The 25,066-nt window shown below is 52.3% G+C and carries 19 protein-coding genes and 1 riboswitch; of the genes, 17 read left to right on the plus strand and 2 right to left on the minus strand.

The annotated features are described in order from the left end of the window. The first annotated feature begins 162 nt into the window (after positions 1–162). The 5 genes from PaeBR_RS07175 to PaeBR_RS07195 all read left to right on the plus strand — a co-directional run bounded on the left by PaeBR_RS07175 (position 163) and on the right by PaeBR_RS07195 (position 10,611). Positions 163–7,008 (plus strand): WIAG-tail domain, encoded by a 6,846-nt coding sequence (locus tag PaeBR_RS07175; protein ID WP_410514165.1) that lies wholly within the window; start codon positions 163–165, stop codon positions 7,006–7,008. 179 nt (positions 7,009–7,187) lie between these two features. Further along, on the plus strand, positions 7,188–8,036 hold the full coding sequence (locus PaeBR_RS07180) for a glycosyltransferase family 2 protein (protein WP_410514166.1): 849 nt from the start codon (positions 7,188–7,190) through the stop codon (positions 8,034–8,036). Between the two features lie 7 nt (positions 8,037–8,043). After that, positions 8,044–9,063 carry a glycosyltransferase family 2 protein gene (locus tag PaeBR_RS07185; protein ID WP_410514167.1) on the plus strand — a complete coding sequence of 340 codons (1,020 nt, stop codon included), beginning with the start codon at positions 8,044–8,046 and terminating at the stop codon, positions 9,061–9,063. Then, positions 9,060–9,797: a glycosyltransferase family 2 protein gene (locus tag PaeBR_RS07190; protein ID WP_410514168.1), complete on the plus strand. Its 738-nt coding sequence runs from the start codon at positions 9,060–9,062 to the stop codon at positions 9,795–9,797. Before PaeBR_RS07185 ends, PaeBR_RS07190 begins: the two co-directional genes overlap by 4 nt. Before the next feature lie 82 nt (positions 9,798–9,879). Continuing rightward, a complete protein-coding gene (locus tag PaeBR_RS07195) occupies positions 9,880–10,611 on the plus strand; it encodes a sugar phosphate nucleotidyltransferase (protein ID WP_410514169.1) in 732 nt (243 codons plus the stop codon). Between the two features lie 140 nt (positions 10,612–10,751). Here the strand turns inward: PaeBR_RS07195 and PaeBR_RS07200 are convergent, their stop codons facing one another. Further along, a complete protein-coding gene (locus tag PaeBR_RS07200) occupies positions 10,752–11,267 on the minus strand; it encodes a GNAT family N-acetyltransferase (RefSeq protein WP_410514170.1) in 516 nt (171 codons plus the stop codon). A 161-nt stretch (positions 11,268–11,428) separates the two neighbouring features. Between PaeBR_RS07200 and PaeBR_RS07205 the strand changes: the two genes are divergently transcribed. The 9 genes from PaeBR_RS07205 to PaeBR_RS07245 all read left to right on the plus strand — a co-directional run bounded on the left by PaeBR_RS07205 (position 11,429) and on the right by PaeBR_RS07245 (position 19,350). Further along, on the plus strand, positions 11,429–11,716 hold the full coding sequence (locus tag PaeBR_RS07205) for a nucleoside-diphosphate sugar epimerase (protein ID WP_410515112.1): 288 nt from the start codon (positions 11,429–11,431) through the stop codon (positions 11,714–11,716). Positions 11,717–11,738: 22 nt separating this feature from the next. After that, positions 11,739–12,080, plus strand: a complete 342-nt coding sequence (locus PaeBR_RS07210) for a restriction endonuclease subunit S (RefSeq protein ID WP_410514171.1) — start codon at positions 11,739–11,741, stop codon at positions 12,078–12,080. After that, positions 12,077–12,379, plus strand: a complete 303-nt coding sequence (locus tag PaeBR_RS07215; RefSeq protein WP_410514172.1) for a hypothetical protein — start codon at positions 12,077–12,079, stop codon at positions 12,377–12,379. Before PaeBR_RS07210 ends, PaeBR_RS07215 begins: the two co-directional genes overlap by 4 nt. Positions 12,380–12,383: 4 nt before the next feature. Then, entirely contained in the window at positions 12,384–12,824 is a 441-nt protein-coding gene (locus PaeBR_RS07220; protein WP_410514173.1) for a hypothetical protein, read from the plus strand. Between the two features lie 184 nt (positions 12,825–13,008). Next, entirely contained in the window at positions 13,009–13,527 is a 519-nt protein-coding gene (locus tag PaeBR_RS07225; RefSeq protein WP_410514174.1) for a GNAT family N-acetyltransferase, read from the plus strand. Positions 13,528–13,685: 158 nt separating this feature from the next. Next, positions 13,686–13,784, plus strand: a riboswitch (purine riboswitch). 76 nt (positions 13,785–13,860) lie between these two features. Next, the gene (locus PaeBR_RS07230; protein ID WP_410514175.1) at positions 13,861–15,198 is read left to right on the plus strand and encodes a 5'-deoxyadenosine deaminase; all 1,338 of its coding nucleotides are present in this window, start codon (positions 13,861–13,863) and stop codon (positions 15,196–15,198) included. Positions 15,199–15,429: 231 nt separating this feature from the next. Next, positions 15,430–15,567, plus strand: coding sequence for a hypothetical protein (locus PaeBR_RS07235; RefSeq protein ID WP_410514176.1), 138 nt, complete (start codon positions 15,430–15,432; stop codon positions 15,565–15,567). A gap of 445 nt (positions 15,568–16,012) precedes the next feature. Next, on the plus strand, positions 16,013–17,911 hold the full coding sequence (locus PaeBR_RS07240) for an LTA synthase family protein (protein ID WP_410514177.1): 1,899 nt from the start codon (positions 16,013–16,015) through the stop codon (positions 17,909–17,911). Between the two features lie 14 nt (positions 17,912–17,925). Continuing rightward, positions 17,926–19,350 (plus strand): hypothetical protein, encoded by a 1,425-nt coding sequence (locus PaeBR_RS07245; protein WP_410514178.1) that lies wholly within the window; start codon positions 17,926–17,928, stop codon positions 19,348–19,350. Positions 19,351–20,014: 664 nt separating this feature from the next. Here PaeBR_RS07245 and PaeBR_RS07250 read toward each other — a convergent pair. Further along, on the minus strand, positions 20,015–20,761 hold the full coding sequence (locus tag PaeBR_RS07250) for an AAA family ATPase (RefSeq protein ID WP_410514179.1): 747 nt from the start codon (positions 20,759–20,761) through the stop codon (positions 20,015–20,017). Between the two features lie 254 nt (positions 20,762–21,015). Here PaeBR_RS07250 and PaeBR_RS07255 point away from each other — a divergent pair, with 254 nt between their 5' ends. The 3 genes from PaeBR_RS07255 (at position 21,016) to PaeBR_RS07265 (ending at position 25,031) form a co-directional block, all read left to right on the plus strand. Beyond that, entirely contained in the window at positions 21,016–22,092 is a 1,077-nt protein-coding gene (locus PaeBR_RS07255) for a DUF3880 domain-containing protein (protein WP_410514180.1), read from the plus strand. Positions 22,093–22,124: 32 nt separating this feature from the next. After that, positions 22,125–23,264: a glycosyltransferase gene (locus PaeBR_RS07260; protein ID WP_410514181.1), complete on the plus strand. Its 1,140-nt coding sequence runs from the start codon at positions 22,125–22,127 to the stop codon at positions 23,262–23,264. Positions 23,265–23,456: 192 nt separating this feature from the next. Further along, positions 23,457–25,031 carry a glycosyltransferase family 4 protein gene (locus PaeBR_RS07265; RefSeq protein ID WP_410514182.1) on the plus strand — a complete coding sequence of 525 codons (1,575 nt, stop codon included), beginning with the start codon at positions 23,457–23,459 and terminating at the stop codon, positions 25,029–25,031. Positions 25,032–25,066: the final 35 nt, after the last annotated feature.

Here is a 25,066-nt window from a genome sequence, read left to right on the forward strand (position 1 = left end):
AGTGTATGTGTGTACGTGCCCGACAGGATGGACGAATGAGGTGCGGCAGATGCCCTTTTTTCGGGAAGGTAAAATGCTGGGGTTTATTTTGAGGGTGTCATCAGCCCACTTCACTGCATATGATGCCTAGGAGAAACAATAGTTGGAAGGAGGAGACTGCTTGTGAGGGGTTCCAAAAAAAAGCAGCCGCGCAGTGCGAAAAATCGACTTTATTATGTTGATAATCCCAATACAAAAGAACTGAGTATGCTGGAGAGCAGTCCAAAAGCGTTCAGGGGTACAGTGACGGACAACGATGAACAAGTGGTAACGCTTGACCAGGCCTTGCAGGTACACGGGGAAGGGACAGCGGAAGCAAGCGAGGTATCGCTGCATGCTGCGCCTGCCCTGCTGCCGGAGCCCGTAGAGACGATCCCGCTTCCGAAGCAGGTGCTTGACCTTGAGCAGGAGCAGGAGCAGGAAAAGGAGCAGGAGCAGGAGCAGGAACATATTCCCGCACCCGTATTCGCCGCACCCATTCCTGTTCCAGAGAAGGAGCGTCTGAAACCGATTTACACAGATGACCTGTCCGATGCAGCAGTGACCGGAGCCAAGATCGCTCCCCGCACGATTGACGGTACCAAGCTGAAGTTCGGTATTATTGGTACACCTTGGCTGCAGGATTACGCTGTACAAAGTATTAATATTGCGGACAAGGCAGTGACCTCCTCCAAATTAGCCCCGGAATCCGTTTCGGGAGAGCATTTGGCGGAAGGCAGTATATCCGGGGGCAAGTTGCTGGATCATTCCATCAGCGGAGAGAAGCTTAGGGATGACAGCATTGGTCCGGAGAAGCTGGCTGACCGGATTATCGGCGGCAATAAAATTGCGGACCGGTCGATTGAGAGCCGGCATTTGAGTGAGTTCGTGATTACAGGTGAGCTGCTGGAAGACGGGGCGGTATCCGGTGACAAAATACTCAGCGGCGGCATAGTCAGACGGCATTTGGCGAACGGCATCATTGACCGCTCCAAATTGGCTGATGAAGCGGTATCCGCCGATAAAATCGCCGATGGTGAGATTACCGGTGCCAAGCTGAAGGACGGTATCATCGATAGCCGTCACTTGACTGAGGGTTCTGTGACGGCGAAGCATCTGGCACCGGGGGCTATTGGCCGGGAGCAGCTGGGGAACCGGCTCATTGGCAAAGAGCAGCTGCAAACAGGAAGCATCGAAAGCGGGCATTTGGCCGATGGTGCCGTAGGATCACGCCAGCTCGGGTCAGAGTCCGTGCGAAGCCAGCATCTGAGCCCGGAAAGTGTAAGCGGACTTCACATTGCGGAAGGGGAGATCCATGGGCATCATCTGGCCGACCGGAGTATTTCCTTTGTGAAGCTGGCTGAGGGGGCTGTCGGTACTGTTCAACTCGTAGAGCAAGCGGTCACCTCCTCGAAAATTGCCGACCAAAGTGTACTGACGCATAAGCTTGCTGACGAAGCTGTGCAAACCCGGCATATCGCCAAGTCTGCCGTACGCGGACCGCAAATCGCACCTCAGACGGTGTCCGGGGCTCATCTGCAGCGTGAATCGATAGACAACACTCACTTAGGAGCAGCTGCTGTAGGGTCCACTCAGCTTCAGGATGGTGCTGTGCAATCCCGGCATATTTCAGATGGAGCAGTGGGTGGCGGACAGCTGGCAGCTGAAGCCGTGACCGAAGGGCATCTTCACCCGCTTAGCGTTACTGCAGGAAAGCTGGCCGACGGTGGTGTTACCTTCACAAAGCTTGCAGCCGGTGCAGTGACGGGGAATGCGATTTCACGGGAAGCCGTAAGCGGAGAACATATCGCTTTTTGTGCAATCGGAGAGAAACATTTAAATGATTCAAGTGTCAGCGGCCGTGTTCTCCAGGGAGCAGTCGTGAATGCTGAGCATTTGATGCCGGGAGCGGTAGAACGCCGACATTTGGCAGAGAACAGCGTAACTGCCAGTGCCCTTCAATCCGGTTCGGTATTGGCAGATAAGCTGGCTTCCGGTGCGGTGAAGGAGACTCATATTGCAGCAGGATCCGTGCAGCCGCATCATCTGGCTGATCATGCCGTAACTTCACTAAAGCTTTCACCGGAAAGTGTATCCACGGACAAAATCAGTGACTTGGCGGTGACCACAGGCAAGCTCGCCGACGGCAGTATCAATTCTGCTAAGCTTGCGGAGTCAGCGGTTCTGGAGGAGCATCTATCTTCAGGCGCTATAGGTTCGGATGCAATCCGTGACAATGCGGTACAGGGCAGGCATTTGTCACCCGGCAGTATCGGCGGGGCGCAAATCAGGCCGCTAACTATAGGCAACGGCCACATTCTTCCGAATGCAGTATCGTCCATTCAGCTGCAGAAGGGAAGTATTAACGCCGACAAGCTGGCGAAGTTGTCCGTGGATTCGTCACACCTGTTGCCGGAAAGTGTGGAAGGGGAGCATCTGGCCAGTAAAGCGATTGAAGGCCGTCATATTGGCTACGGGGAAATCACCCTGCAGCATTTGGCTGAGGAGGTGAGGAGCCCTGACTTGCTGCCGGACGGCAGTATTACCGGCGATAAGCTGGCAGAAGGAACAGTTGACTCATTCCAGTTGGCACCGGGCAGTGTGAATGGAGATCACCTGGCACCTGAGGCAGTAGACAGCCGCCATATAAGTTCAGGCAGTATTACGATGGAGCATCTTGCGGAAGAGACAAAAACTTCCGAGCTGCTTCCGGATGGGAGTATTACCGGCGATAAGCTGGCGGAAGGAGCAGTCGGCTCTTTCCATCTGGCTCCGGGCAGCGTATTTGGAGGTCACTTGACGGCGGAGGCTGTAGACAGCCGCCACATCCGTTCCGGAGGGATTAGACTGGAGCATCTGGCGCTTGAGGTAAGAACTCCCGAGCTGCTGCCGGATGGCGGCATCACCGGAGATAAACTTGCGGTAGGATCAGTCGGCTCACTCCATCTGGCGCCGGACAGTGTGTATGGAGATCACTTGGTACCGGAGGCTGTAAACAGCCGCCATATAAGTTCAGGCAGTATTAAGCTGGAGCATCTTGCGGAAGAGACAAAGACCTCCGAGTTGCTGCCGGATGGCAGTATTACAGGCAATAAGCTGGCGGTAGGATCAGTCGGCTCACTCCATCTTGCACCAGGGAGCGTGTATGGAGATCACCTGGCATCGGAGTCGGTAGACAGCCGTCATATTAACTCAGGCAGCATTACGCTGGAGCATCTTGCAGAAGGAGCCGTAGGCTCCCTACAGCTTGCGCCGGGCAGCGTGTATGGTGGTCACCTTGCGTCGAAGGCCGTAGAGAGCCGTCATATTCGGGCAGGTGGCATCAAGCTTGACCATCTGTCGCTTGAGGTGCGGACCCCTGAGCTGCTGCCGGATGGGAGTATTACCGGCGATAAGCTTGCAAAAGCAACGGTAAGCTCCATTCATCTTGCACCGGACAGCGTCCAGGGAAATCATCTGGCATCTGGGACGGTAGACAGCCGCCATATAAACGCAAGCAGTATTAAGCTGGAGCATCTAGCGGAAGAAGTGCGTAGCCCGGAGCTGCTGCCGGATAGCAGTATTACCGGTGATAAGCTGGCGGAAGCTGCGGTAAGTTCCTTCCATCTTGCCCCTGAGAGCGTGTATGGAGATCATCTGACAACAGAGTCGGTAGACAGCCATCATATAAACGCAGGCAGTATTAAGCTGGATCATCTCGCAAAAGAGGTGCGGAGCTCAGAGCTGCTGCCGGGTGGCAGTATTACCGGGGATAAGCTCGCGAAAGGAGCAGTAGGCTCTCTCCATCTTGCCCCTGGCAGCGTGTATGGAGGACATCTGGCGCCGGATTCCATAGAGAGCCGTCACATTCGAGCCGGAGGCATTAAGCTTGATCATCTGTCAATGGAAGTACGCACTTCCGAGCTGCTGCCGGATGGCAGTATTACCGGTGATAAGCTGGCGGAAGGAGCGGTTGGCTCATCCCATCTTTCACGGGGCAGTGTGTACGGAGATCATCTGCGATCGGAGACTGTAGATAGCCGCCATATAAGTTCAGGCAGTATTAAGCTGGAGCATCTTGCGGAGGAGACGAGAACTTCCGAGCTGCTGCCGGATGGCAGTATTACTGGCAGTAAGCTTGCGAAAGGATCAGTTGGCTCTATCCACCTGACACCTGGCAGCGTGTATGGAGGACATCTCGCGCAGGATTCCGTAGAGAGTCGTCACATTCGAGCCGGAGGCATTAAACTTGATCATCTGTCGATGGAAGTGCGGACTCCTGAGCTGCTGCCAGATGGAAGTATTACCGGCGATAAGCTGGCGGAAGGGGCAGTTGGCTCTATCCACCTGGCACCTGGCAGCGTGAATGGAGGACATCTCGCGCCGGAGTCGGTAGTTAGCCGTCACATTCGAGCCGGAGATATTAAGCTGGAGCATCTTGCGGAAGAGGTGCGGAGTCCAGAGCTGCTGCCGGATGGCAGTATTACCGGCGATAAGCTGGCTGAAGGGGCAATCGGCTCATACCAGCTTGCACCGGGAAGTGTGTATGGCGGTCACTTGACTGCTGAGGCCGTAGAAAGCCGCCACATTCGAGCCGGAGACATTAAACTTGATCATCTGTCGATGGAAGTGCGGAGCCCTGAGCTGCTGCCGGATGGCAGTATTACCGGCGACAAGCTGGCGGAAGGGGCGGTAGGCTCTTTCCATCTGGCGCCGGACAGCGTGTATGGAGATCATCTGATAACAGAGTCTATAGATAGCCGCCATATAAGTTCAGGCAGTATTAAGCTGGAGCATCTTGCGGAGGAGACGAGAACTTCCGAGCTGCTGCTGGATGGCAGCATCACCGGTGATAAGCTGGCGGAAGGGGCGGTTGGTTCCTTCCATCTGGCACCGGGCAGCGTGTATGGAGATCATCTGACAACAGAGTCTATAGATAGCCGCCATATAAGTTCAGGCAGTATTAAGCTGGAGCATCTTGCGGAAGAAACGAGAACCTCCGAGCTGCTGCCGGATGGCAGCATCACCGGAGATAAGCTGGTGGAAGGAGCAGTCAGTGCCTTCCATCTGGCGCCGGGCAGCGTGTATGGAGATCATCTGACAACAGAGTCTATAGAAAGCCGTCATATAAGTTCAGGCAGTATTAAGCTGGAGCATCTTGCGGAGGAGACGAGAACTTCCGAGCTGCTGCCGGATGGCAGCATCACTGGCGATAAGCTGGTGGAAGGAGCAGTCAGTGCCTTCCATCTGGCGCCGGACAGCGTGTATGGAGATCATCTGACAACAGAGTCGATAGAAAGCCGCCATATAAGTTCAGGCAGTATTAAGCTGGAGCATCTTGCCGAGGAGACGAGAACTTCCGAGCTGCTGCCGGATGGCAGTATTACGGGCGGTAAGCTGGCGGAAGGAGCAGTCGACTCGTTCCATCTGGCGCCGGGGAGTGTGTATGGCGGTCACTTGACTGCTGAGGCCGTAGACAGCCGCCATATCCGGGCCGGAGGTATTAAGCTTGATCATCTTTCGATGGAAGTTCGGACCCCTGAGCTGCTGCCGGATGGCAGTATTACCGGCGATAAGCTGGCGGAAGGGGCAGTCGGCTCGTTCCATCTGGCGCCGGGCAGCGTGTATGGAGATCATCTGACAACAGAGTCGATTGACAGCCGCCATATAAGTTCAGGCAGTATAAAGCTGGAGCATCTTGCGGAGGAGACCAGAACTTCCGAGCTGCTGCTGGATGGCAGTATTACCGGCGGTAAGCTTGCGGAAGGATCAGTCGGCTCCCACCAGCTTGCACCGGGAAGTGTGTATGGAGGTCATTTGACTGCTGAGGCCGTAGACAGCCGCCATATTCGGGCCGGAGGCATCAAGCTTGAGCATTTGTCGGGAGAGGTGCGGACCTCTAAGCTGCTGCCGGACGGCAGTATTACCGGAGATAAGCTTGCGGAAGGATCAGTCGGCTCTTTCCATCTGGCGCCTGGCAGCGTGTATGGAGGCCACCTTGCGTCGGAAGCGATAGACAGCCGTCACATCCGGGCTGGAGGCATCAAGCTTGAGCATCTGTCGTTAGAAGTGCACACACCTGAGCTGCTGCCGGAGGGCAGTGTTACCGGCGATAAGCTGGCGGAGGGGGCAGTCGAGGCCTTCCATCTTTCGCCGGGAAGTGTGTATGGAGGCCACCTGACCGAAGAGGCCGTGGAGAGCCGTCATATTAGTTCAGGCAGTATTAAACTGGAGCATCTTGCGGAAGAGACGAAGACTTCTGAGCTGCTGCCGGATGGGAGTATTACGGGTGCGAAGCTTGCAGAAGGTTCAGTAGATTCGCAACATCTGCAGCCGGAGAGTGTATTCGGCGAACATCTGGCCGAGGATATCGTAGATGGCCGTCATTTACGGCATGGCATTATTACACTGGATCACTTTGCTCAGGAGACTCGCATCTCCGAGCTATTGCCGGACGGCAGCATTACCGGCAATAAGCTGTCGCATGGAAGCGTCGGGATGGCTCAGCTCACGCCTGGAGCAGTAGGGAGTACAGAGCTTCAGGATGAAGTTATCGATTCGTCCAAAATTGCCTCCTTCGCCGTTCAGTCCCACCATCTTGAGGAAGAAAGTGTGCAAAGCTTCCATATCGCACCGGCAGCCATTGGCGGTGAGCATCTGTCACGCGGTGCGGTGAAGAGTGAGCATCTGGCCTTTTGTCCGGTGCAGAGCGCCGGGAACCGGGAGGCGCTGCAGCAGTTCGGAATGACGGCGTTCATGTTCAATGGAGACAGTATTAGCGTGGATGTAACTGTGTCTTTTGACGAAAGCTTTGGCCATACCGGCTATGTACTTGTTGCCATGACCAATCAGCCCTTTTTCCATGCTTCATTGAAGAGCAGGGGAAGCGGAGACGCCGTCATACAGGTAGTACGGCTGCGTGAGACACCACAGTTCTACGGTGTAATTTCATGGATCGCCATAGGTACGCCTCTTTATAAAACTGCTGCCGATGACAGAGTTTTTGATTAAACGCCCCATCATAAAAAGAACTTAAACATAAGCGCAGCCGCAGGCTGCGCTCTTGTGTGTGGATACGGCCATTTGTCCCGTTTTCTTGGAGAAGGAGACATTGGCCGTTACCCTGCGTGGCCAATTACATAAACTGTGTTGTACCCTCAGCCTGGGAAAACGCCCTGTAAGGAAGGTGGATGAGCTTGAAAACCCGAAGATCTCTTACCCGCCGCATGGGGCGGAAGCTTTCCCGTACATTGCGACGCCCCTCTCGTCCTGCGCGGCAAACAGCTGCACCGCCCCCGGTTAACCATCCTGAACCCTTGGTTTCGGTCATCATTCCGGCCATGAATGAAGCACGGACGATTGCCAGGGCTATTGCCGGAGCCAGAAGAGTCCACCCGCGCTGCGAGGTAATTGTGGTCGCTAATGGCTCTGCAGATGGTACAGCGGAAATTGCCCGGTCGTGCGGGGCGCACGTAATTGCGTATGACGAACCGCTCGGACATGATGTCGGACGAAGCGTTGGGGCGGATGCTGCAAAAGGTGAAATTCTGTTGTTTACCGATGGTGATTTGGTACTTTCTGCTTCCCAGCTGCGCCCCTTTGTCATGGCCGTAAGCGGTGGCGTGGATGTAGCCTTAAATGATTATTCCGGACCGGTACACCGTTCTCATCCCCACCCGGTCGTGCTCTCCAAGCATGTGCTGAACGTACTGCTGCATCGTCCCGACCTGAAGGGCAGTTCCATGACTGCGGTTCCGCACGCTCTGAGCCGCAAGGCATTTCAAGTGCTGGGTAGCGGCCTGCTGTCCCGGCCTCCGGTTGCTCATGTCCATGCTGTTATGGAGGGTCTCCGGGTAGAGCCTGTGCATATTGTGCCTGTAGGAAAAATGAATGCTGCCCGCCGTAAAAAGGGCGGGAAAGATCCCCTTCAGCAGCTTGTGATCACAGATCATTTGGAAGCTGTAGCTTTATTGCTCAGACGTCGGGGAAGCAGGGCCGGGTTCAGTGACGGCATCAGGCGCCGGGAAATGGTGAGGTGATGCTTATATGATCAGATCCAGTCTAAAACCAAACATCAAGGTGAGTCTGGGCAGCAACCCCCGTGCGGCGCGGATCCCATCATCCACAAAGCGCTCTAACCAGTCATCGGGGTTCGCGAAGACACGGGGCTCAGCGGCGGGCAGGAGGGCGGTTCCGGCGGACAGCTCTTTAGCCAGAACCGGCAAGCCGGGAGTCTCGTCTAGTACTTCCCGTCATCCGAAGTCCCGAAAGTCCAAAACAGGACGATCCTCCCGTTTGTTTTCCGGCTTTCGCGGCACGCTATCGGTTATTATTTCGGCACGCAACGAAGAAGACACGTTATTCCAAGTCATGGAGCAGGCTTCGCTTCTCCGGCCAGCGGAGATTATCGTTGTGCTGAATGGATGCAAGGACCGCAGCTTTCGACGTGCCAGGCTGTGCAAAGAGGCGATCGTCGTGCATTGTCCGGAATCGGCCGGGCATGATGTAGGCCGGGCTATCGGGGCCAAGCTCAGCCGGGGTGATATCCTGGTGTTCCTCGATGGAGATATGGTTATTCCGGCTCCTTTATTGGCCTCTTTTCCTGCTGCGATTGAGCGGGGTATTGATGTGGCACTTAACGATATTGATCCACTCTTGCCCGCGTTTTCCCTATGGGATGATGTGACACGCTGCAAGCTGTTTCTGAATTTGATTCTGGAACGAACCGATCTTGGCACCGGCTCCATGACGGCTGTACCCCATGCATTGTCCCGGCGTGCGGTGGAGGTGATCGGCTGTCAGCATCTGATGATTCCTCCGAAAGCACAGGCTGTTGCCATTATGGAAAAGCTGCGGGTGGAAAAAGTAAGCACCGTGGATGTGATTAAGCAAAATCGGCCGCGAAAGGCCAATACGGGCGAAGGCAACGCTATGGCCAGACTGATATCGGGCGATCATGCCGAGGCGCTTCATGAGGTGCTGGAACGGGGCGGGAGCAGTCTTTCGGATAGCAGCAACGCTGCGGAGCATCGCCGGCAAACGGCGTCATGGAGGAATGGTCTATGACAATGACCAGCATCATTATTCCAACCTATAACGGTCTCGATCTGCTCCAGACCTGTGTGGAATCGATCACAGCCCATACGGATACGCCATACGAAATCATCGTTGTAGACAATGGCTCGGAGGATCGGACAACAGCCTATTGCCGCTCTAAAAAGATAACGTTCATATCCATGCCTGCGAATGCCGGATTTCCGGTTGCCTGCAATGCCGGAATAAATTTGGCTTACGGTGATGAACTGCTGCTTCTGAACAATGATGTTCTCGTCTCCCGGGGGTGGTTATCCAATATGAAGAGAGCCCTGTACAGTGCCCCTGATGTCGGCATCGTCGGACCCGTGACCAATTACGCCAGCGGCAGGCAGCAGGTGGAGACCTTTTATGAGGGAACGGCAGACTTCTATCTTGCAGCAGAAAAGGCCAACATTCCCGATCCTTCCAAATGGACAGAGACCAGGCGGCTGGTGGGTCTGTGCTTTTTGTTCAAAAGAGAAGTGCTGGATAAGGTAGGTTTGCTGGACGAGAGGTTCTCACCCGGACATTATGAAGATGATGATTATTGCTTTCGTGCCCGCTTGCATGGCTACCGGTTGCTTATTGCCGGCGACACCCTGGTTCATCATGAAGGAAGCGCAAGCTTTAAGCAGGTTTTTAACGAAGGGTGGCAGGGACTTGTTGAGCGCAATCGCAAGCTTTTTATAGATAAATGGCATACAGATCCCGCAGTCTTTATATAGGGCTGCGGATCTGAAGTCAGCTTTGTTGTGAAAGAAGGTGCTGGGAGCCCTACACTCCACTACATGTTGAGGAGGAAAGTAAGTGAAAGGAGTCATACTGGCGGGCGGAACAGGATCAAGGCTACATCCGCTGACCCGGCTTATGAACAAACATTTGCTTCCGGTCGGCAATTATCCTATGGTGTGCTACGGCATTGACCGGCTGCGCCGGGGCGGTATAACGGATGTGCTTCTCGTCATCAGCAAACAGTCAGCCGGGCTGTACACGGATTTTTTAGGAAGCGGCGCTGCTTTTGGCGTATCCCTGACCTACAAAATCCAGGAAGCTGCCGGAGGGATTGCGGAGGCGCTGGAGCTGGCGGAGGGATTCATATCCCCCGGTGAACGATTTGTCGTGCTGCTGGGAGACAATCTTTTTCTGGATGATCTCACACCTTATGCCGAGAGTTACCTTCGGCAGCCTGGGGGGACGGCGAAGGTACTGTTGAAGCCGGTAGAGGACGCCCGCAGATACGGAGTGCCAGTCTTCGATAGCATGGATTCAGCCTGGATTGCTTATATAGAAGAGAAGCCGCAGCATCCCAAGAGCGGTTACTGTGTAACAGGCATTTATATGTATGATGATTCCGTGTTCGACATTATCCGGCGGGTATCCCCTTCGAAGAGGGGGGAGCTGGAAATTACCGATGTGAATAATATATACGCTGCGGACCGCAGGCTCAGCTATGATGTGTTGAAGGATTGGTGGAGCGACGCAGGTACGTTCCAGTCTCTGCGCGAGGCCGGCGAGAAGCTGAAGGATACGCTGCCTTAACAAGCTTCACAACCAAGCCCCACTTTGTGGGGTTATTTGGAAATATAAGGAAGTATAAGTTTTACTCCATACTTTTTTCTTATATTTTTACGAGAAACGGGTGCCGTCCTTTTAAGGACGGTAAGGCCGTTTCTTCTTACTTAAGAGGATATCCCGGACTTTGCGATTCTCCACCAGACAAGATCGTCCGTTTCCTGAAACCTCTGTGCGCCTAAATGCTCCAAAACTTTATGTGAGGCTACATTATCCTTCTCGGTATCTGCGACTACATATAGTACTCGGGGATCACTTAATATCCACTCAGTGATCACCTGCAGGGCCTCCGTTGCATACCCTTGCCTTCTATAGTCTTCATCTATAACGTACCCTGCGATAACCTCGCCTTTTTCCTTGGGGCCCTTCAAGATGACAAACCCAATAATACATCGTTCTTCTGAATGAACAATCGCCCAGTTGGTTAGCCACAGGAAGTTCTCCTGATCCTGCAGTACCTTTCTGCGCCTTACGGTCATTGCATATTGCATCTCCTCATCTAGCGCCGCGGCGGTGTCCTTCAGACCTAACCTGCACTGAAGCTCTCCGTAATTCTCAACGGCTAATAACAGCTCCGCTGCTGATAAAGGCACTAAATAAACGCGCTGGCCTTCCAATCTCATAATTTTTCCTCCTATCGTTTCAAAAAAGTCCTTGGTACAAAGCACATCCCATATCCTGATCTCCATTATATGCTCCCGACAGCTTGATGAGTATACCCGGCACCGTCAAGGCTTCTGCCGCATATGCTGTAGCAGGGCGTTTGAGCAAAGGAGACATGAAGGTGCAGAATAAAATTACTAAAGTGCTGCAGCACATGGCCCATACGCACGAGCAGATGGCAAGAATTCTGGATGCTGAACGCCACGTGGCTGTCCGGATGTCGCAAATCGTTCACGATCTGCCGGATGAGCAGCCTGATTTCGGGGATACCAGCGGTTTGATCGAAAGCTCGGGTCAGGTTAACAAGAATATTATTGCTTACTTGAACGCGCTTGCCGATCTGGAAGAGGCCATGGCCGAAGGGGTAGGCAGAGTAATCAAGGAATTAAACGGCCAGGAAGAAGAGTAGCATTAAGAGCGGGAGGCGGATAATGAGCAGAGAAAAGGCTTATCTGCAAATGCTGGAGTCGTCCGCCACCATCCAGTGGAACATCGCAATGATTCTGGAAGCCAAAGCGGTGGAAGCGGAGAAGGTGAAGCTGTGGACGCAGCATCATATCCACGCAAAAGCGTTCGACAATCACGAGGAGCAATTGAAGGAATCCCTTACCATCCATGAACAAATCGTGGAACTTGTGGAGGGGCTGACTAAGCTTGAAAATGGACTGTACAGTAATTTGAAGGCCGTGCTTGGCAGCGGGGAGGAAGAGGGCGGCGGGGAAGGTTTTGGCGGTATGGGTGACGGCTTTGGGTTTGGGGAAGAGAGCAAATGAGCGGCCTGATGCTCTCGGAACGTGCCGTCAAGCTGGAGATGATCCGGTCTATCGCCCGTAGTCAGGCTGCACTGGCGGCCATTCTGGAGAGTATCGCCGAATTAACCGATCATTCCGAACTAACCGCCCGCAAGCTAAGCGACAATGTCAGAATATTAAGCCAATACCAGAGCGCCATGTGCAGGATGATGTCCGGTATTTCGCTGCACCGGCCCAAAACGGGGCTTCCTGCTGCGCCATGGCTGAGCCATTCATGCGCCGGAGGAAGCCGGAAGAGTCACGGAGTACAGGAGGAGTAGAGCGATGAAGAGAAACAAGAGCAGTAGAGTACTGCGCTTAGGGGTAGCCTCACGCAGAAGGACACTTTTACGCTTGCGGAAAGCCAGGGTCCGCAGAGGCCTTGTCCGTAAAGGCCTTGTCCGTAAAGTCCGCAGAGGCCTTGTCCGTAAAGTTGTCCGTTATGGAAAGAGCAAGAAAAGCCTTCTGCTGCGCAGGAAAAGAAGGATCCGCCGCCGTCGTATTGTCCCCAAAGCACAGGTTGTTCAGCCGCTGGTTAGTGTAGCGCCTGTTGTCCTACCCCCTCCGGCAGCAGAGGTAATTGCGCTCCCCCCGGATCTCGGCGTCTCGCCGGAAACGCCGCCGGGAGACGCCTTTCAGCAGGGTTACACCGAAGCATACAACGTGGGATTCGACGCCGGTTTCGCCAAGGGCTTCGAGGACGGGCATAAATTGCAGCTCGGTTGAGACCGGCGGAGGCCAGCTTAATTAATGGTATATTTATCGAGAGAGTACCCTGCCCTTTTAAGGATGCAGGGTACTCTCTTTTTTTGTTTGACGTAATAATTGAGGGCGTTATTAAACAAGTATGGTAGACTTCTTACATAATCATAGGGGTTCAATATACTTGAGACGAGAGCAGGTGCACAGGGTGACAAGCGTAATCAGAGCAGGACGCCAAGATGAAATCGGACAAATTATGGAGCTGATTGCCCGGTGCGTCAAGGTGATGCAGGATAGCGGAAGCGACCAGTGGGACGAGAGCTATCCGAATCGGGAAGTAATCGCACAGGATCTGGAGCGGGGCACACTGTATGTATGTGAAGAGGATGGAGCAGTTACCGGAATTATTGTATTGGATGAGAATCAGGCTGAGGAGTATGGAACCATCCACTGGAAGCAAAATAAAGGCCCTAATTTGATTATGCACCGGCTGGCCGTTCATCCGGAGGTTCAGGGCAAGGGATTGGCACGCAGGCTGATTGCTTTTGCCGAAGAATATGCCGCGCACAGCGGGTATGCCAGTATCCGTTTGGATAGTTACACGAAAAATGCATCCGCATTGAGGCTGTACAACAGCCTGGGCTATGATCGCAGGGGCGAAGTGAACTTTCCGGGGAAAACGGCAAGCTTTCCCGTATTTGAGAAGGTGCTGGCTGCCGCGGAATGATCCGGTTATTGAATCCTCAACTATTATTTTGTGTTATATTATATAACTCGAATACTATATAATCTAAGATTAAGATAAATTATTATGTTTACATGTTAATTTATATCACCTTTGTTGACAAATAAGTTGTCCTTGCTTTAAAATTGAGCTATTCGATGGGCAACTGAATAGCTCAATTTCGTATATCCTTAATAATTGGATTAAGGGTCTCTACCGGGAACCGTAAATTTCTGGCTACGAAAATATGCTCCGGCATATTTTTGTGGCCTTTTTGTGTTAGTTTAATGAACCTGCTGCTGTAAGCGGATCGATCCACAAAGGGGGAGAAAGGCTATGGGAAATATCCTGATCAAAAATGCGGAAATTGTAACAATGAACAAGCAGGAGGAAATTATACAGGGTGATATTAGAATCAAGGACAGCTTGATTGTTGAAATCGGCAGCGGTCTGACTCCCCAAGGTGACGAGAAGATTATAAATGCCTCCAACCGCACGGTCATTCCGGGCTTTGTACAAACGCATATTCATTTATGCCAGACGCTATTTCGGGGCAAGGGTGATGATCTGGAGCTGATGGACTGGCTGCGCAAGCGGATCTGGCCGCTGGAAGCGGCGCATGATGAAGAATCGCTGTACTACTCGGCCATGCTCGGGATCGGGGAGTTGATTACAAGCGGAACAACGACGATTGTCGATATGGAGACTGTGCATCATACGGATTTCGCTTTTCAAGCCATCGCCAAGAGCGGAATAAGAGCATTATCGGGTAAGGTGATGATGGATCAAAGGGGTGGGGATGTTCCTGAAGCCCTTCAGGAGGACACCGCATCTTCCCTTCAAGCAAGTGTAGATTTACTGGAGAAATGGAACGGTTACGGGGGCGGCCGTATACAGTATGCATTTTCGCCGCGATTTGTAATCTCCTGTACGGAACCGCTGTTGACCGAGGTGCGCGATTTGTCGGCACACTATGGGGTCAAGGTTCACACCCATGCTTCCGAGAATTTGGGAGAGATTGAAATTGTGCAGGCCATGACCGGTATGCGCAATATTGTCTATCTGGATCATCTGGGACTTGCGAATGAGCGTCTCATTCTAGCCCACTGTATTTGGCTGGATGAGGAAGAGCACCGAATTCTGCATGACAGGGGAGTTCACGTCAGTCATTGTCCGGGTTCTAATCTGAAGCTGGCTTCAGGGATTGCTGACACCCCCGGAATGCTGAACGGGCATATTTCGCTCAGCCTTGGCGCGGATGGAGCGCCCTGCAACAATAATCTGGATATGTTCAACGAGATGAGACTGGCTGCACTCATTCAAAAGCCGCTGCACGGGCCGACCACGATGGATGCCAGAAGCGTATTCCGCATGGCGACCATAGGCGGGGCAAGAGCCGTGGGGATGGAGGATCAAATCGGCAGCATTGAAGTGGGCAAAAAGGCCGATCTGGCCATTCTGAATTTATACAACTTTCATACATTTCCTTCCCATGATGTGGACCCGATCTCCCGTATTGTCTATTCAGCGACCAGAGCCGATGTGGAGACCACCATTATTGACGGCGAGATCCTGATGGAGAGAGGAATACTCAAGACTGTCGATAAAGAGATTGTGCTGCGGGAAGCAAACCGTTCCATAAAAAGACTGCTCACCCGCACCTCATTGGGTTAACCTTTGTGGAGTAGGATTTAAGTGGGTCCATAGATGGACGCTCCGCGAACGGACCGTTGCTCCAATCGCTGTGCTCGTAAGAATTTTATTTATTTTCCTTAACGGTAAAAATCTGGAGAGCAAGGCGACCGCTGCCGCTTTTCCGCAATCGTTCCGTCCTCTCCGCTGCTTTCAGCGGGAACCATTCTAGAAACTATCTGAAAACAGCAAAAAGAACCTCTCTTTGGTAAAATGAAAGTGCGACCAATCGTTAACACAGTCGTCAATCGGCTGGACGACTCCATTTTTGCCGCCGCTTATCCCGGTGGCGGTCGGGACGGCTACCACACCAAAATGCTCACCAAAGTTATCATATACGCTTACATTTAGCGAATTTACTCGTCTGCAGGACGCTATGGATCAAAAACGCAAATGGCAAGCCTCCAATAACTCGGAGGTTTGCCATTTTTCTAATTTTGAGAGTCATCGAAACGAAGAGAAGTTTGCGCATTCGTAGAGAAATTCACCTTATAGGACAGCCTCTTCTTTTCGTTATTTTTAGTAGTGAGGTAACGCTGACAGCAGCGGAGAGAACGGAACGATTGCGGAAAAGCGTCAGCGTTCGCCTTGGTCTTCGGATGGTTCCCGTTAGGGATAATTTCAAAACCATCTGAAGACCACAGCGATTGCAGCAACGTTCCGTTCGCGGAGCGTCCCCCAGAACACCCAAATTTAATCTTTTGATAAACAAATTAAGTATTGCTATACTAGAAAAATCTGATATTTACAAAAATGAAGAATGAAATTTACAAATTGAGAAGTAAGAGGAGAATGTATGAAGAACAGAATGTATGGGCTGGGCAGAGCCCAATTCTATATGGTCTCGGGTTTACTGCTGTTGAAGCTGCTGCTGCTTAGAATGTTGTTCTTTGACCGGATTGCCTGGGAGTGGGTGGCGGCGGATGCTGCCCCGGTGCTGTTGCTAATGGGAGTTTTGTATCTCATTACACCAGCCAGAATGAAGACCGGAGTATTCTGGACATTTAATATGCTTCTATCCCTATTGCTATTTGCGTCCAGTGTTTACTTCAATCACTTCGGGTCGGTTCCAACCTACCTGGCGCTTTATGAATTAAATCAGGTATTCCAGATCAAAGAGAGTGTAGAATCTACTGTAGAGCTTGTCGACTATTTGTTTTTTGCGGATATCGTGATTTTCCTGGGGCTCTCTTTCTTCCGTAAATGGACCCGGGGAAGGGATTTTTACCGCAGCTCTTATATTTCACCGGCTGCACGCCGGGTTCATTTTATGGTAATCATGGTGGCTATTATTGGAGGATTGTCCTTATCCACTTACTCCATTCACGCAACGCGCGGGATAACAAATGAGCTTGTCCAGGCTGAAAGCGCCGGATTTCTGAATTATGAGGTCGTCGCTGCGGTTAAAGTTAAAGAAGACAATGGACTCATCGAAACGGGTGATATCAAGGACACGGTTGCAAAAGTCGCCGCTCTGGAGTCATCATATAGCTACAGTGATAAAACTGCGGCAGCAGTTCCGGCCTATTTTGGCTCGCAAAAAGGCAAAAACGTAATTGTCATCCAGATGGAAGCCTTTCAGAACTTTCCTCTCTTTCAGTCGTTGAACGGTCAAGTGCTGACGCCGGTGCTGAACAAGCTGGCAAAGGGCGGCCTTTACTTTCCTCGTGTCTTTCAGCAGATTGGCCCGGGGAATACATCGGATGCAGAGTTTATGAGCAATACGTCAATCTATCCCATAGGATCGCAAGCGATGTCGACCGGATTTGGAGACAGGGTGCTGCCGAGCCTGCCGCGGTTGCTGAGGGAAAAGGGATACGGCGCCTATACCTTCCATGTAAATGATGTGTCCTTCTGGAACCGAAAGGAGCTCTATCCGGCCATCGGTTTTGACAGCTATTTTGATAAGGGGAGCTTTACGGACGACCAATTTAATGCATTTGGCGCATCTGATGAGCAGCTATACATCACCGGGGTAAAAGAGCTTGCAAAGCTTAAGGAGAAAGGAAAGCCTTTCTACGCACAGTTTGTTACCACTTCCGGGCATCATCCATTCAAAGTGCCGGAGGCCTTCCAAAAAATCACTGTCCCCGATCATTTGAAAAATACGATGCTGGGTGATTACTTGACAGCGATCAATTATACGGACTATTCACTGGGTACGTTCATTGACGGCTTGAAGAAAAATGGATTATGGGACAATACGGTGCTGGTGATGTACGGTGACCATTTCGGCCTGCAGCCGCAGGCAGTTGACCCTGCGAAGATTGAAGCTGCGCTTGGCATTAAATACGATTTCCGTATCAGCCGCTACAATATCCCCCTTATTATTCATGTACCAGGCATGCAGCAGGGGCAGGTTGTGGACCAGACAGGCGGACAGGTGGATATTATGCCAACAGTGGCCAACCTGCTCGGTGTTTCCCTTCAACAAGAGCGCTTTACGGCATTCGGCCATGATCTGCTGAATATTGATCGTAATGTAATCGGCATGCGTTATTATTTGCCGACAGGTTCTTTCTTCAATAACGACATCCTGTTCGTTCCCGGCAAAACCTTTAAGGATGGGGTGGCAGTATCGCTTGAAACGCTGCAGCCGGTAGCGGACTTCTCCAAGTACGAGAAGGATTATAACTATATATTAAAGTTAATGAGTCTTTCGGATGAATATGTTAAGCTGTTGCCAAAGCGATAAGAGAGGTTAAATTTATGAAAAAACTGTTTAGGCCGGAAAATATTACTGTGCTGGCGGGGTTCGCTCTTGCCGTTTTTCTCCTGTTCTCCCCGACGTTCATCGGAGTCGCTGATAACGGGGATTTCCTGCGGATGATGAATACGATCGGGCTGAATTACTACGATGCAGCCGAGTCCTATGCCGACCGCTTCTTTGGCTTCAGCCATTCCCGGTTTGCGTATGAGAATTTATTCAGAGGCTTCTATCCCTCCAGCCAAATCTTTCTTGTGCTTCTCCCTAGACTGGTCGGGGGCTTGTTCCATGGCAGTTACTTTGATATCCGTTTACTGGGCGCGGTATATGTTGTTTTGCTGCTGGCGGCTACGTGGCTGCTAGTGAAGACTCATGCCCGCGGCTCCTATCTAACGGGACTGCTGCTTGGAGGAAGTCTATTGTTTGTTTTCTACGATATCGGCTATCTGGCCTACTTCAACTCTCTTTTTGGCGAGCCGGTATCCATGGTGTTTATGCTGTTGACCTTCGCGCTTGGATTGCGGCTAACGGGTCAGGAGAACCCCACCGTGAAGGGGCTGACGTGGTTCTTCATAGCAGTGCTCTTTCTCACCAGCTCCAAAATCCAGAATGCGCCTGTAGGAATCGCCTTTGCCCTGATTTTTCTGCGGTTTGCCGCCCTGAAGGGTCAAGGGAACTGGAGGAAGGTGGCGCTAGGGTTCTCAGCTGCTATGTTCCTTATCTCCGTCATTCTTTATGTTACGGCTCCCAAGGATCTGAAGCACATTAACCTGTATCAGACGGTGTTCTACGGAATTCTGAATGAATCACCCGATGTGAGAGGGGATTTGCAGCAGCTTGGACTGCCGGAACGGCTGGAGGTTCTGGCGGGGACGAATTATTTTCAGCAGGATACAGCGATTAAACAGAATGATCCTTCACTTGTGCCTGATTTCTATGATCGCGTATCGCATAAGGATGTGTTGTTCTTTTATATGAAAAATCCGGGCCGGCTGATAAACAATATGAAGTATGCGGCTGCCAACAGCATGTCGATTCGTCCATATTATCTCGGAAACTATGAGAAGGCAGAGAATAAAACCAAGGGTGCCTTATCCTATACGTACAGTACTTGGAGCCAGTTCAAGAACAAACACATACCGCATACGCTAGGATTTCTCTCTATTTTTTATGTCCTGTATTTTGCCGGAGCATGGTTTCAGTATTTCCGCAGCAGGAATATCCGGGAAAGAGTTGCCGGAGAACTGCTGATGCTGCTGGGGCTGATCGGGATTTTTTCGTTTCTGATCCCGATTCTCGGCGACGGAAGGGCGGATATCGGCAAGCATCTGTTCATGTTCAATGTCTGCTTCGATATGATGGCGGTTGTCATGTTCGGGTGGGTAGTCCATAAGCTGGCTGCTGGAATTGGAAAACGCAGGATATAGGGAACAATTTAGCAGTTTCATGAAGTGCAAAGGATTGGAAATGAAAAGCAGCAAATCTCAATAATCGAGATTTGCTGCTTTTCTATTTTTTGAGCTTGGTGCGCTGCAGACATTGGGGCAGAAGTAGCAGCTAATCCATCCTCATGAGTGAGTCATAGAGCGCAGCTGTCAATGCTGCAAACGCACGGATTCAGGCAGTTAGTTGAGGTTCGATGCTGCTAATTGTATTTCGTGCAATTATCTGCTTCATTCTGCTCCCTTTGGTGCATATAACTGCACTTCGTACAGCTAAAAATGAGTCTATATAGTGTTTTAAGCCTATTCCTCAGATTTAATTGTACGCAATACAGTTAAATGTTAATTTGTCACTCCGTTAGGCAAATAATTGCACGTTGTGCAATTAAGGCCTGACGCAGGGGGCAGTTATCAATTTTTCTTAATTCTTTTATTCCTTACCGCAGACGGCGTGAGCCCGTCGTCCCTTCAGGGGCCAAAACGTGGAACACGAAGGTTTAGGGTTTAGGGTTTAAGGTTTTTAAGGTTTAGGGTTTAGGGTGTAATCTTGTATGTTCCCCAGCAGGAGCGCCATTAGTTCAAGTGCTCCCGCAGGGATTAGCGGTCATTTTCAAGAGAGAGCGGGGAGGTCAACTTGATCAGTATATTCCTAGTCCAATAACTGTTTCAGCATGCCTTTCCTGTCATTCATAAATGCTTTCGTGACCGTGTAATGCTCGGTCTCTTCCAGGGCAACCCGGCGGATTCCCTCACCCTCCAGCAGAAAAATATCCGCTTCAGGATAGGACATCAGGATAGGCGAGTGGGTAGCGATAATAAACTGAGAATTCTGCTGCACCAGCTCATGCATGCGCACAAGCAGCGACATTTGCCGCAGAGGGGATAGAGCCGCCTCCGGCTCATCGAGGATGTAAAGACCACGCCCGCCGAAGCGGTGAACGAACGCAGCGAAAAAGGATTCACCGTGGGATTGCTCATGCAGGGACTTGCCGCCGTAGGAGTTTTTAATGGGTGGCCCGCCGCCCCCTTCATCCAATTGATCAATATAGGATGCCACATTGTAAAAGCTCTCCGCTCGCAGGAAAAAGCCGTCTTTCGGGCGTGTAACCCCCCTGGCTATTCTAAAGAACTCGTAGAGACTGGAATGAGAGGGGCGGGTATTAAAGGAAAAGTTAAGCGTCCCGCCCTCGGGGTTAAAGCCCCATGCGGCAGCGATGCCTTCCAGCAGAGTTGATTTTCCTGTGCCGTTCTCCCCTACCAAAAAGGTAACCTGCTTTTGAAAAACAAGGCGTTCCAGTGTCCGCACAGCAGGCAGATCGAACGGATAACAATGGAATGAAGCAACTTTCTCCCGGAGCAGTTCTGCATGGCGCAGGTACAGCTTGGCGTTATTCATGTCTTCCTCCCTCCCGGTCGCTAAGAACAAGCGGCAAGCAGCCGCCTGTCCGAATGGATAGATGATCTTCCGATTATAACAGCTTTAGTTCATAAACTTGATAGCGGCAGCTGCCGCATCGGGCGAAAGACAGGGGGCATGTGCCAATTTTCGCCCTCCCACAGACAGATGTCCATGAGGCGGGTGCTGACTCCGCATATAGTTATACTGTCTTGAGAATATGACAGGGCAAAGTGAAGGACGTGAAATTAAAAATGAAGAGAGACCGTAAGCGGGAATACCGCAATGGCTATCAGGAAGGATACCGTCTCGGAATGTGCGAAGCTGTGCGGAAGCTAAATCCTGAGAAGGTAGAACCATGCAGGCCATTTAAGCTAATGTATGTACCTCAAGGCTTTGAGGCTATCGACACCGGTGTAACGGAGGCGCTGAGTCAGCTGGTCAGTGAACTAATTCTAAGCACTCCGGAGGCCATGCTGGAAACCGCCGCGCGGGAGCTGCCCGGGGCAGTACTCGTTATGAATGGACTCCACGTGTTTCCCGAAAACCATTTAGATCAAATCTCGGAAATACGCAGTATGGGTATCCCGACCGCAATCTGGTTTGTCGATGATCCTTATTTTTCGGAGGATACCTCGGTCATTTGCAAGCATTACGATCATGTGTTCACACACGAAATGGGATGTCTGGAATTCTACCGCTCTCTTGGTGTTGGTTCGGTTCATTACCTGCCGCTGTGTGTGAATCCGCAGATGTTCTATCCGCGCCGGACCGGACCGCAGTACCAACACGACATTGTGTTTATCGGCAACGCCTTTTTTAACCGGACAGAGCTTTTTGACCGGCTTGCGCCCTTTCTCAGTCTTAAGAAGACACTGATTGCAGGGGGCTTTTGGGAAAGATTGACCACTTACGACAAGATGTCTCCTTTTATTAGCAGCGGCTTCATTCCTCCGGAGGAAACGGCCAACTACTACAGCGGAGCTAAGCTTGTAATCAATATTCACCGCCCGTGGGAGGCCGGGCAAGATAACCGGAATTCGTTCCAGCTGCCTTCGCGCTCCATTAATCCCCGCACCTATGAGATCAGTGCCTGCGGTACTATGCAGCTTACAGATGTACGGGAGGATCTGGGCAACTTTTACCGGCCAGGTTATGACCTGGATACCTTCGGGTCAGCCGAGGAACTTAAGTTCAAGATCGAATATTATCTGAAGCATGAGAAGGAACGCCGGCTTTTTGCCTTGAGAGGGCTGCATACAACGCTTAAGAACCATACATTTACTGCCCGTCTGCCACAGCTGCTCGATGTTATTGCCAAACGTGTTTGAAATACAGCCTCGTACAGAAGGAGCGACAACCCATGAATAATGAATTTATATTGCCAGTTCCCCCGTTCCCGCTGACGGTTGCGGAGGAAGAAAAGCTGAGAGGCAGATTGACCGGCTTCAAGGGCGGGTACGATGAGGGCTACCTTAGAGGGAGACTTGCCGTTCTTAATGGCCGTCCGGAGGAACCGATTCCTGTAAGGAATATTCATGTCATGTATGTAGCATCGGGAAAGGGTTACCCCTATTCTCCCCTGGACGATGCCGTTCTCTCCTCCCTGCAGAGCTTAACTGCGGAAGTTACGATAACGGATGTCCGTCAAAATCTGGTGGAGCTCGCCGCAGGTAAACGCCCGGATTTGGTGCTTGTTCTGGATGGAATGGATTTGCCTCTTGAACAGATTGCCGTACTCCGGGGGTCCGGCATACGGACAGCGATCTGGCTCACGGATGACCCGTACTATACCGATTTTACGATGAAAATCGTCGCCCACTATGATTATGTATTCACCCTTGAGCGTAATTGCATTGATTTCTACCGGGGAATGGGCTGCGCCGAGGTGCATTATTTACCCTTTGCCGCTCATCGGGATCACTACCGTCCAACGACAGCGCGTTCGCCCGTGACCCGGGATATCAGCTTTATCGGCTCGGCTTACTGGAACAGGGTAAACTTTTTCCGGCCTATTATGCCGGAGCTGATGCAATTCAATACCGTAATTAACGGGATCTGGTGGGACCGTTTGCCTGAGGCGCCGCTTTACGGGGAACGAATCGAGATCGGCAAATGGATGTCTCCGCAAGAGACAGCTGTAACCTACAGCGGATCCAAAATAGTCATCAATCTGCATCGCTCCCATATGGATGAGGTTGCTAACAATAACACACTATTAATTACTGCAGCTTCGCCCAATCCGCGCACCTTCGAGATTGCTGCCAGCGGCACGCTTCAGTTAAGCGACGTTAGAGAGGATATGGCCCGCTTTTATACACCTGGTGAAGAAATTGAAACGTTCAGCAACCCGCAGGAAATGATGGACAAAATTCGCTTCTATTTGACCCATGAGGAGGAACGCCGGGCTATTGCCCTGCGCGCCCTCGAGCGTACGCTAAAGGACCATACGTACCCTAAACGCCTGAATCAGCTGTTGACTATTATCTTTGGACCGCAGTGATATGTGCGAATACCGGGGGGACAGGTGTCGTTCCGGCATGCTTTCCCTGTGCAATATACTGTAGTACCGGAATGCACATGCTTTCAGGAAAGCTTCGCGCAACTTAAGCACATGCTTACGAAGAAAGCTTCGCAAAACTTAAGCACATGCTTACGAAGTCAGTTTTGCTTCGCAAAACTTTTAGGGAGGTGAATGGCTGCTCCGAACCCTTATTGGGAGCGCCAAGAAGCCATGGCTGACAAAGCTACTATTGTCCTCTTTTCCCATGTATCCAATACACGCAGTATTACTGGCGCCGAGAAGCTGTTGCTCTTCTTCGGCCGGGAGCTTTCCCTATACTTTAACTGTCTGCTTGTTGCTCCCCATGAGGGAAAGCTGACACGGCAGGCCCGGAGCTACGGCATCGAAGTTAAACTGCTGTCAATTTCGCTTTTGTACGGTATGTATACCCCGTATGCAGGACTTGAGGCAGATGCCCGGGTACTGCAGGAAAGCATGGAGTATAAGGAGTTAACGCTATGGCTGAGAACCCTTAACCCGGCACTTATCATTACGAGCACCTGCGTTCATGTACTGCCGGCGATGGCCGCGAAGTCGCTTGGTATTCCGGTGATTTGGAAAATATCAGAGGCGATCACGGACAATGAATTCACATCCATCAGCGTGGGCTTGATCCACCGTTATAGCGACGAGATTCTTGCCATATCGCATACAGCGGCTGCCCCCTTCCCGGAGGACATCCGGGAAGGGAAGCTGACTCTGCTTCCTCCATCATGGAATCCTGCGGAGATGATGCCCGAGGCTTGGAGCAAGCTGCGGGGCGAGCGGAGGCGGGAGCTGCGTATTGCACCGGAGAAGCCGCTCATAGGTTATGTCTCTTCCTTTATTAACAAGGAAAAGGGCCTGGAGCATTTTGTGAACATGGCCGTGCTGGTCACAGCCAGATACCCTGACAGTCAATTTCTCGTTGTAGGTATTCCGGGTGACAAGAGCTACTATGAACGATGCGTGCGTAAAGTGAAGCTGGAGGGACTAACCTCCCGTTTTCGGTTTGTTGGTTATGAGGAGTGTATTCCAGCCGCTTATTGCGCACTTGATTTGCTGGTGGTTCCAAGCCTGATTCGTGAGGGCTTCGGAATGACAGCTCTGGAGGGGCTGGCCTTCGGCAAGCCCGTAGTTGCCTACGATTCCGGCGGACTGCTGGAAATTCTTCATACCGCTGGCTGCGGCAACTATCTCGTTCCAGCGGAGAATATCGCCGAGCTGGCGGAAGCGGTTTGCACTCTGCTGGCGGCGCCGGGGATGGCGGCAGCGGTCGGCAGTCAAGCGCGTGAGCGCGTGGACGCCGTATACGGGCCGGCCGCTTACCGCGCCCGCCTGCAGGGGCTCGCGGAGATGTGGAACCTCCGCTACGCGGCAGCGCAGGCGGAGCGCTCCGCCGCTCTGCTTGCGGCTGAGCCGCCTGCGGCGGAAGCGCCTGGCCCCGCCGCAGAGGCCGCGCCGCGCCGCGCGGGCAGCCGCGCCCGGCTCCGGCGCGGCAGGCTCCGGCGCGGCAAGCTCCGGCGCGCCAAGCTCCGGCGCGGCAAGCTCCGGCGCGGCAGGCTGAGCCGCGCCAAGACCCGGGCGCGCCGGCGCCCCCGCCCGGTCGCGAAGCCGCGCCGCATAGGGCGGGGGCGGCGCGAACGCTCTGCCCGGCGGCGTTCAGCCGGGCACCGCAGCGGCAAGCGCCGAGCCGCGCGGCGCCGTAACCGCCGCAAAGCTGCTTAAGGTCTATAGCCCACAATCCAAAAATAAGGCAGGGG

It is taken from the genome of Paenibacillus sp. BR2-3 (assembly GCF_046529485.1).
Classification (GTDB): domain Bacteria; phylum Bacillota; class Bacilli; order Paenibacillales; family Paenibacillaceae; genus Paenibacillus_AQ.